Origin of the sequence: Flavobacterium sharifuzzamanii (genome assembly GCF_003254585.1) — a bacterium.
Lineage (GTDB): Bacteria > Bacteroidota > Bacteroidia > Flavobacteriales > Flavobacteriaceae > Flavobacterium > Flavobacterium sharifuzzamanii.
In genome coordinates this window covers 1-1,939 of the sequence record NZ_QJGZ01000021.1, presented here as the reverse complement: position 1 = coordinate 1,939, position 1,939 = coordinate 1, and the positions used below count along the sequence as shown (strand labels likewise).

The window sequence follows — 1,939 nt, the reverse complement described above, 5'->3', positions numbered from 1 at the left end:
TTTTTTTTTACTTAAAAGTTTATTTCTTTAAATTAACAGCAAGAGTAATGCAATTTCGCGATCCAAAACCTAAAGCTTGGCATCTTATTTCCCAAACGTGCGTTTCCGCTAACATTTCGGGCTCTAGAAAGGAGGTGTTCCAGCCGCACCTTCCGGTACGGCTACCTTGTTACGACTTAGCCCTAGTTACCAGTTTTACCCTAGGCAGCTCCTTGCGGTCACCGACTTCAGGCACCCCCAGCTTCCATGGCTTGACGGGCGGTGTGTACAAGGCCCGGGAACGTATTCACCGGATCATGGCTGATATCCGATTACTAGCGATTCCAGCTTCACGGAGTCGAGTTGCAGACTCCGATCCGAACTGTGACCGGCTTTATAGATTCGCTCCTGGTCACCCAGTGGCTGCTCTCTGTACCGGCCATTGTAGCACGTGTGTAGCCCAAGGCGTAAGGGCCGTGATGATTTGACGTCATCCCCACCTTCCTCACAGTTTGCACTGGCAGTCTTGTTAGAGTTCCCGACTTGACTCGCTGGCAACTAACAACAGGGGTTGCGCTCGTTATAGGACTTAACCTGACACCTCACGGCACGAGCTGACGACAACCATGCAGCACCTTGTAAACTGTCTTGCGAAAGATCTGTTTCCAAATCGGTCAGTCTGCATTTAAGCCTTGGTAAGGTTCCTCGCGTATCATCGAATTAAACCACATGCTCCACCGCTTGTGCGGGCCCCCGTCAATTCCTTTGAGTTTCAAACTTGCGTTCGTACTCCCCAGGTGGGATACTTATCACTTTCGCTTAGCCACTGAACTTGCGCCCAACAGCTAGTATCCATCGTTTACGGCGTGGACTACCAGGGTATCTAATCCTGTTCGCTACCCACGCTTTCGTCCATCAGCGTCAATCCACTGGTAGCAACCTGCCTTCGCAATTGGTATTCCATGTAATCTCTAAGCATTTCACCGCTACACTACATATTCTAGTTGCTTCCCAGTAATTCAAGTCCTGCAGTATCAATGGCCGTTCCACCGTTGAGCGATGGGCTTTCACCACTGACTTACAAGACCGCCTACGGACCCTTTAAACCCAATGATTCCGGATAACGCTTGGATCCTCCGTATTACCGCGGCTGCTGGCACGGAGTTAGCCGATCCTTATTCTTACGGTACCGTCAAGCTCCCTCACGAGGGAGTGTTTCTTCCCGTACAAAAGCAGTTTACAATCCATAGGACCGTCATCCTGCACGCGGCATGGCTGGTTCAGGCTTGCGCCCATTGACCAATATTCCTCACTGCTGCCTCCCGTAGGAGTCTGGTCCGTGTCTCAGTACCAGTGTGGGGGATCTCCCTCTCAGGACCCCTACCCATCGTTGCCTTGGTAAGCCGTTACCTTACCAACTAGCTAATGGGACGCATGCTCATCTTCCACCGTTGTGACTTTAATCATATTCCGATGCCGGAACATGATGCTATGAGGTATTAATCCAAATTTCTCTGGGCTATCCCTCTGTGGAAGGCAGATTGCATACGCGTTACGCACCCGTGCGCCGGTCTCAAATTCCGAAGAATTCTACCCCTCGACTTGCATGTGTTAAGCCTGCCGCTAGCGTTCATCCTGAGCCAGGATCAAACTCTTCATCGTATATTTTAATATTATATTATCGATGCCTTTACCGTCGGTTCTTTTTCGAATCTCTCGATTCCATTACTCTTATTCTATTCTGTTTTGAAATCTCTTTCAAAACGGCTGTCAATTCAATATGTCTACGAACGTGTCTTTTTCTGTTTCGCTTGTGTTTCAAAGCGGGTGCAAAACTAAAACTTCTTTTTGTTTCTCGCAAGAAAAACTTGAGATTTTTTTTGAAGCTTTTTTTTCGCCTCATCTTCTCAATTTCTCTGCCAGTCTATCAAGGAACTTTCCGTGTTTTGCGGGGTGCAAA

The 1,939-nt window shown here is 48.4% G+C and carries 1 rRNA gene; it reads right to left on the bottom strand.

The window, feature by feature from the left end:
* Positions 1-127 precede the first annotated feature (127 nt).
* Positions 128-1,641 (bottom strand): 16S ribosomal RNA (locus tag DMA14_RS00090).
* Between the last annotated feature and the right edge of the window lie 298 nt (positions 1,642-1,939).